The organism is Kitasatospora sp. NPDC032757 (genome assembly GCF_055579305.1).
Window position 1 is genome coordinate 130,552 of the sequence record NZ_JBVINN010000023.1, and the last position, 6,514, is coordinate 137,065.

At 74.2% G+C, this 6,514-nt stretch carries 8 protein-coding genes; 2 read left to right on the top strand and 6 right to left on the bottom strand.

Going from position 1 to position 6,514, the window contains the following annotated elements:
- Positions 1–112: 112 nt before the first annotated feature.
- Both ACZ5WK_RS24370 and ACZ5WK_RS24375 read right to left on the bottom strand, forming a co-directional pair.
- On the bottom strand, positions 113–1,624 hold the full coding sequence (locus tag ACZ5WK_RS24370; RefSeq protein ID WP_465550017.1) for a serine hydrolase domain-containing protein: 1,512 nt from the start codon (positions 1,622–1,624) through the stop codon (positions 113–115).
- A 58-nt stretch (positions 1,625–1,682) separates the two neighbouring features.
- On the bottom strand, positions 1,683–2,480 hold the full coding sequence (locus ACZ5WK_RS24375) for a hypothetical protein (protein ID WP_465550019.1): 798 nt from the start codon (positions 2,478–2,480) through the stop codon (positions 1,683–1,685).
- Between the two features lie 112 nt (positions 2,481–2,592).
- Between ACZ5WK_RS24375 and ACZ5WK_RS24380 the strand changes: the two genes are divergently transcribed.
- Both ACZ5WK_RS24380 and ACZ5WK_RS24385 read left to right on the top strand, forming a co-directional pair.
- Positions 2,593–3,282 (top strand): TetR/AcrR family transcriptional regulator, encoded by a 690-nt coding sequence (locus ACZ5WK_RS24380; protein ID WP_465550021.1) that lies wholly within the window; start codon positions 2,593–2,595, stop codon positions 3,280–3,282.
- Between the two features lie 116 nt (positions 3,283–3,398).
- On the top strand, positions 3,399–4,142 hold the full coding sequence (locus tag ACZ5WK_RS24385; protein WP_465550023.1) for a PIG-L deacetylase family protein: 744 nt from the start codon (positions 3,399–3,401) through the stop codon (positions 4,140–4,142).
- On the opposite strand, the gene ACZ5WK_RS24390 is transcribed toward ACZ5WK_RS24385, so the two are convergent.
- The 4 genes from ACZ5WK_RS24390 to ACZ5WK_RS24405 form a co-directional block, all read right to left on the bottom strand.
- A complete protein-coding gene (locus ACZ5WK_RS24390; RefSeq protein WP_465550025.1) occupies positions 4,139–4,915 on the bottom strand; it encodes a DedA family protein in 777 nt (258 codons plus the stop codon). The genes ACZ5WK_RS24385 and ACZ5WK_RS24390 overlap by 4 nt on opposite strands.
- 49 nt (positions 4,916–4,964) lie before the next feature.
- Positions 4,965–5,159, bottom strand: coding sequence for a DUF1918 domain-containing protein (locus ACZ5WK_RS24395; protein ID WP_465550027.1), 195 nt, complete (start codon positions 5,157–5,159; stop codon positions 4,965–4,967).
- A gap of 181 nt (positions 5,160–5,340) precedes the next feature.
- On the bottom strand, positions 5,341–6,030 hold the full coding sequence (locus ACZ5WK_RS24400; RefSeq protein WP_465550029.1) for a TetR/AcrR family transcriptional regulator: 690 nt from the start codon (positions 6,028–6,030) through the stop codon (positions 5,341–5,343).
- Between the two features lie 114 nt (positions 6,031–6,144).
- Complete coding sequence (locus ACZ5WK_RS24405) at positions 6,145–6,354, bottom strand: acyl-CoA carboxylase subunit epsilon (RefSeq protein WP_465550031.1); 210 nt, start codon at positions 6,352–6,354, stop codon at positions 6,145–6,147.
- Positions 6,355–6,514: the final 160 nt, after the last annotated feature.

The following is a 6,514-nucleotide window of genomic DNA, read 5'->3' on the forward strand; positions in this document are numbered from 1 at the left end:
GGGTGGGCGGTGCTCTGCGATCATTCCGGCGGCCACGGGCGGCCGGCCGTCCCGGGGCGCGGCCCGGAGGTGCGGCGGATCAGTCCGGCCGCACCTCCGGACGGCAGGCGCCTCAGGCGGACTTGGCCGTCGCCCGGACGCCGAAGTGGACGTACCGGCTGCCGTCGGCGAGGGCGTAGAACACCACGGGGATCCACGCGTCCTTCTCGTTGCGGCGGCCGGCGAACACCGTCTTCGCCGGCGTGTGCGAGACCGGGGTCAGGTGCCAGACCAGCGGGTCGAAGGTGCCCGCCAGGCCGTCCGCGCCCTCGTACCTCAGCCGCAGCGTGCCCGGGCCGCCGTCGCCGGCGGCGATGGTCATGAGGAAGCCCTCGCGCTTGTAGCCGCCGAGGAACGGCTCCGTGTCCACGGCCGGGGGTTCGGCGGCCGGCGCGAACCTGGGCATGGTGACCCCGGCGAGTTCGGCGCAGAGCTCACGGCAGAGCGCCTCGAAGACCTTGGGCGCGGCGCCGCCGCCGTTGGTCAGCAGGGCGATGGCGAGGCCCTTCTCCGGGATGGCGCGCAGGTAGGCGAGCTGGCCGAAGGTGGAGCCGTCGTGGCCGAAGCCGCGCGCGCCGTCCCACTCGAACAGGCCCCAGCCCAGGCCCCAGTGGGCGCCGAGGAACCACTGGTCGGGCATCTCGACCTCGCGGGTCAGCATCGCGTCGACCACGGCGGCCGGCAGCACCCGGGTGCCGTCCGGTGCGGCGCCGCCGTCCACGAAGACCCGGGCGAACCGGGCCACGTCGGCGGCGGTCGCGCTGATTCCGCCGTACGGACCGGCGGAGCGCGGCAGCATGTTCCAGAGCGGGGTGGGGACTGGGGGCTCGCCCGGCTCGCCCATGTGCCCCATGGCGGCGCGGAAGCGCAGCACCTCCTCGGGCAGGGTCATGGTGTGCTCCAGCCCGAGCGGGGCGAGGAGGAGCTCCTTGAGCGCCTCGTCCCACGTCCGGCCGGTGACCACCTCGACGATCCGGCCGAGGACGTTGTAGGCGGTGCTGGAGTACGACATGGTGACGCCGGGCGGGTTGGTCAGGCCGACGGTCCGCGCGCTCTCGACGTAGCGGGCCAGGCAGTCGTCGCCCCGGCCGGTGTCGTTGACGTGGTCGCCCTCGATGCCGCTGGTGTGGTTGAGCAGCTGGCGCGGCGTGATCGTCCGGCCGGCCACGGCGTCGGCGACCGCGAAGTCCGGCAGGACGTCCGCGACCGGCGCGTCGAGGTCCAGCTTCCCGGCGTCGGCGAGCAGGACCACCATGGCGGCGGTGTAGCCCTTGCTGACGGAGCCGATCTGGAACACGGAGTCCGGGGTCACCGCGACGCCGGTGCCGGTGTGCAGGATGCCGGCGGCCACCTCGTGGATCTCGCCGTCGGCGAGCACGGCCAGGGCGGCGCCGGGGATGTGGTGGGCGGCGAGGAGCCCGCCGAGCCGGGCCTGCCAGCGGGCGGTGTCGAACGCCGGGGCGCCGTCGCCCGCACCCAGCGCGCGGTTGACCGTACGGGCCACGTCGCGGTCGGTCTGTTCCAGGATCCTGGCCACCTCCCGGTCGACGAGTTTCGACACTTCCCGGCGCAGGTTCTCCGACATGCTCTCTCCCTCGTGGTCATGGTGGAACGGCGCGGGCGGGGCGGGCGGCGCCTTCCGGCTAGCCGGCGCTGCGGGTCCGCCGCCCGACGAGCCCGGTCAGCGAGGCGACCGTCGTGCGCGGCGGCTGCACGAGGTCGCGGTCCGGTCGCAGGACGGTGCGGAACGCGGCCCGGACGAGTGCACCGAGGGCGAAGCCGTAGGCGGAGACCAGCCCGTGCCCGTTCTCCTGGGCGAACCACATGGCCAGGCCGAGCACCGGCACGCCGAGCGCGAGCAGCCGGGTCTTGCGGACGGCCTTGCCGCGGCCGGCGTCCTTGTCGGCGGAGCCCTTCCCGGCATCCCGGCCGGAGGTCTCGTCGGCGCCGCCGCGCAGCAGCAGGGCAGCGGCCAGCGTCGCGCCCAGGAAGTACGTGGCGCCGGAGCTGCCGGCGAAGTTGCGGGGGTCGGTGCTGTGGGAGGTCTGGCCCCACAGCTTGTCGATCTGCTCCGGCAGCAGGATGCCCGCGGAGAACAGGCCGAGCATCAGCGGCGCACCCCAGAACCAGTCGGCGAAGGCCGCGACGGCCGCGAGCGTGGCGATGTTCCAGGCGGCCCCGCCGAAGCCGCCGTTCTGCATGAAGACCGAGGTGACCACGCGCCACCAGCCGGACTTCGCCGGGTCCGCGTCGAGTGCGCCCATCGCCCCCGGCCAGCAGAGCTGGAGCGCCACCCCGGCGAGCGCGATCCCGGTCAGGCCGACGGCCGCCCAGGGGATCCGCCGCCGGCTCAGTGTGCTCTGGCCGACCAGGGCCAGACCGCCGTTGAACATCAGCACCATCAGTGCCGCCGTGGTCACGTTGAACAGCAGAACGTCCATCGTCACCACCCCCCTCCGAGCCGTGTGCGATTTTGCTGATCATGACAGTAGCGCGACTCGGAGCGTTTTCAAACAGTGTTTGAAAGTCGGCACGACTCGCTAGACTGCGGCCGTGAAACTGACCGTGGACCGGATCATCGAGACGGGGATGGCGGTGTTCGCCGAGACCGGCTACCACGGCTTCTCCGTGCGCAGGGTCGCCGACCGGCTCGACGTCCACGCCGGCAGCCTCTACTACCACGTGCCCAGCAAGGCCGCGCTGCTCCAGCTGATGGCGGACCGGGTGGTCCGGCAGGCGTACGAGGCCGGCACCGCGGCCCTGGCCGCACTGCCCGCGCGGGCAGGCTGGCCGGCGCGGGTCACGGCGCAGGCCGTCACCCTGAGGCAGAGCATCCGGCAGCACCCCGGCGGGGCGATCATGCTCGCCGGCAGCCCCAAGGTCCTCAGCCCCGGCGCTCTCTCGCTGATGGAACGGCTGCTCGCCACCCTCGCCGAGGCCGGCGTGCCCCCGGAGCACTGCGGCACGGCCGCCGACACCGTGCTCAGCCACGTCACCGGCTACGTGCTCCAGGAGCAGAGCGAGCCACCGGCGGTGCCGGTCACCGCCGAGGACGTCGCCGCCCTCCACCGGAGCTTCCCCCGGACGGTGGCCGCCGCGGCCGCGCACGGGCCGGACGAGAAGTTCACCCGCAGCCTGGACCTGCTCTGCGCCGGCATCGGGACGCTGATCCGGCCGCCGTCCGGGGGGAGCGTCCGCCGAGGGGACGCGCCGCGGAAAGGCGGCTGCGGGGACGGTGCCTGACGGGCCGTTCGGCGGACGGGAGGAGCGGCGATCTCCTAGAGTCACCAGCGGTACGACCGAATGACCGCAGCGACCCGACATCCGCACCGCGAGCACCACGGAGAGGCAGCACCACCATGAGCGAGCAGCAGGCCCCCGAGCCGTTCGAGCCCGTCACCGAGGACTGGCAGACCGCACTGGCTGTCGTCGCCCACCCCGACGACATGGAGTACGGCGGTGCCGCCGCCGTCGCCCGCTGGACGGCGCAGGGCAAGAAGGTGGTCTACCTGATGGTCACCAGCGGCGAGGCCGGTATCGACTCGCTGAGCCCCGAGGAGTGCGGACCGCTGCGCGAGGCCGAGCAGATCGCCTCCGCCGCCCTGGTCGGCGTCGACACCGTCGAGTTCCTCGGCCACCCCGACGGCGTGCTGGAATACGGGCTGCCGCTGCGCCGCGACATCGCCCGCGCCGTCCGCCGGCACCGCCCGGACATCGTCATCACCAGCAACTTCCGTGAGACGTACGGCGGGGTCTTCCTCAACCAGGCCGACCACATCGCCGTCGGCCGGGCCACCCTGGACGCGGTGCGCGACGCCGGCAACCGGTGGGTGTTCCGTGAGCTGACGGCCGAGGGTCACGAGCCGTGGGACGGCGTGCGCGAGATCTGGGCGGTCGCCTCGCCCGAGTCCCGGCACGCCGTGGACACCACCGACCACTTCGAGCAGGGCGTCGCCTCGCTGGCCGAGCACAAGGCGTACCTGGCCGGGCTGGGCGGCGTGATGAGCGATCCGCGCGAGTTCCTGGAGGGCTTCAGCCGGGCCGCCGGCAGCCGCCTCGGGACGCGCTTCGCCGTCCCGTTCGAGGTGTTCCCGCTGCGCTAGGCCTGCGAGCCCTCGTCCTGCGAGCCCTTGGCCTGCGGGTTCTCGGCCTGCGTGCTCTCGTGCCGTGAGTCCTCGCCCCGCGGGCCCTCGGGGTCCGGGCGCCCGTCCCGCGGGTCCTCGACCGCCTGCTCGCGCCGCCCGCCGTCCGGCCTGCGGCGGCGGCGCAGCAGGTGGCGGACGGCGAGGGCGGCGCAGAGGGCGGCGAGGGCGATCAGCAGCCAGAGCTGGTAGCGGATCGCCGTCCGGTAGACCCCGCCGATGTTGGCGCCGGCGAGGTAGCCGAAGGCGGACCAGACGCCGACCCAGAGCGCCGCCCCGAGCACGTTGAACGGCTGGAACCGCCGCCAGCGCATCTCGGTGGTGCCGGCGATGATGCCGTTGGTCTGGCGCAGCCCGTCCACGAAGCGGGCGACGGTGACGACCTTGCCGCCGTGCCGGGCGAAGAAGCCGTCGGCGCGCTCCATCCGGGCCGGGGTGAGCAGCACGTAGCGGCCCCAGCGGTGGACGAAGGCGCGGCCGCCGGTGCTGCCGATCAGATAACCGAGGCTGTTGCCGACGACCGCGGCGGTGAAGGCGATCGTCACCACGGCGGCGATGTCGAGGTGCCCGGCGCCGGCGTAGACGGCGGCGAGCACCAGGATGGTCTGGCCGGGCGCCGGGATGCCGCAGTTGTCGAGCAGCACGAAGACCGCCACGGCCAGGTAGCCGTACTGGTCGAGCAGCGGTGCGAGCCCGGCGAGCGCGCCGGGCAGTGCGGGGGCGGGCGCGGACACGTGAGTCACCACCCCGCGCCGCGGGAGCGCGGGGTGGCGGCCGCCTGGGTCAGCGGAGCGCCTCGCGGTGTTCGATGTTGCAGTCGGGCCCCGGGTAGATCAGGCCCGTGTGGCCGTCCTCGAAGCGGACCATGTACGGCGGCTCGCCCTCGGCGCCGCGCACCTCGATGATCTCGCCCTTCTGGTCGACCATGCCCACCGACCTGCTGTGGATGTGGAGCTGGTCACCTACCGCTGCGTGCATGGTCTGCTCCTCGGGTAGCGGTGGCCGCGCGGGCGGCCGTTCTGCTTCCACTGTGCTGCGGCGGGGACGGCCTCGCAACGGCGTGACGGTGCCGGGGACGCCCGGGGGTGCCGTCGCGGCCGGTCTCGTCGCTCGGCACGGGCCTCGGCAGGGGCCTCGGCACGGGCCCCGGCGGGGGTCCTCAGTGCGGGCCTCGGTGGGGGCCCGGGGGTTCGGCCAGGTAGCAGCGGACCAGCCGCTTGGACTCGGCGATCAGGACCGGGTCGCCCTCCGGGTCGCCTCGGAAGGCGAGCTTGAGCACGGCGTCCGCCGCCTCCAGGGCCACCCGCAGGCGGAGCGTGAGCGCCGCCGGGTCGGCCGTGGAGAAGAGCCGGCCGCCGAGCGCCTGGAGGCGCAGGGCGACGGCCGTGTTGTTGTCCAGCTCGGCGTCGATCAGGTGCCGGTCGTCCCGGACCCCGGCGGGCACGGCGGCGCCGGCCAGCCCGAAGTCCACCTGGCCGAAGCCGGGCACGGCCCGCTTCATCGTGACGAACTCGTCCACGGCGAGGTCGGTGAACCCGGCCGGGCCGTCCGGGGTCTCGGTGCTCAGCCGCCGGTCCAGCCGCTGGAGGTAGTGGTCGAGGTTGCGGCCGGCCAGGGCGGCCAGCAGGTCCTCCTTGCCGGCGAAGAACTGGTACAGCGTGCCGATCGGCACCTGGGCGCGGTGCGCGACCTCCTTGGTGGTGAGCGCGGTGGCCCCGACCTCGTCGAGCAGCCCGGCACAGGCGTCCAGGATCCGGCCGTACCGCTCCTGGCTGCGCTGCTGCACCGGCCGCCGGCGGCCCGGGGCGCGCTCCCCGGCGGCGTGGTGACTCCTCGTGTCCGGGCTCATGGGGCCACTGTGCCGCATCCGGCGTTCCCGCGGCCAATCACGAACTTGATCACTTCCCATGTCCGCCCGGAGCGGGCCGCTCGCGGCCGCGAGCGGCCCGCCGGTGACCGTCCGTCAGGCGGCCTGCTGCCAGCTGACCGGCGAGAAGTAGGCCGGGCGGAGCTCCAGCCGGTGCCGGGTGGCGGTCGGCTCGCCCGGCGCGGCGGCGGCCGCGGCCTGCCGGGACGCGGCGAGGGCCGTCAGCACGGCGGTCAGGGCCGCGAGCTCCTCGTCGGAGAGCGAGCCGCGGACGACGCGGATGCAGGGGGCGGCGGAAACGGCCATGATCCGGTTTCTCCCGGGCGGATGCGTGGTGTGTGGTCGGTGGCACCGGAACTGAGGACCGCGGGACGGCGCTGCTACATCGGCGGGTTGCCGTGCTTGCGGCTGGGCAGATCGGCGTGCTTGGTGCGGAGCATGGCGAGCGAGGTGGCGAGGACCTGGC

What these genes read in the sequence shown, in the direction of transcription:
- ACZ5WK_RS24370 (WP_465550017.1), bottom strand. Translation starts at nt 1,624, where the DNA reads ATGTCGGAGAACCTGCGCCGGGAAGTGTCGAAACTCGTCGACCGGGAG.
- ACZ5WK_RS24375 (WP_465550019.1), bottom strand. Translation starts at nt 2,480, where the DNA reads ATGGACGTTCTGCTGTTCAACGTGACCACGGCGGCACTGATGGTGCTG.
- ACZ5WK_RS24385 (WP_465550023.1), top strand. Translation starts at nt 3,399, where the DNA reads ATGAGCGAGCAGCAGGCCCCCGAGCCGTTCGAGCCCGTCACCGAGGAC.
- ACZ5WK_RS24395 (WP_465550027.1), bottom strand. Translation starts at nt 5,159, where the DNA reads ATGCACGCAGCGGTAGGTGACCAGCTCCACATCCACAGCAGGTCGGTG.
- ACZ5WK_RS24400 (WP_465550029.1), bottom strand. Translation starts at nt 6,030, where the DNA reads ATGAGCCCGGACACGAGGAGTCACCACGCCGCCGGGGAGCGCGCCCCG.
- ACZ5WK_RS24405 (WP_465550031.1), bottom strand. Translation starts at nt 6,354, where the DNA reads ATGGCCGTTTCCGCCGCCCCCTGCATCCGCGTCGTCCGCGGCTCGCTC.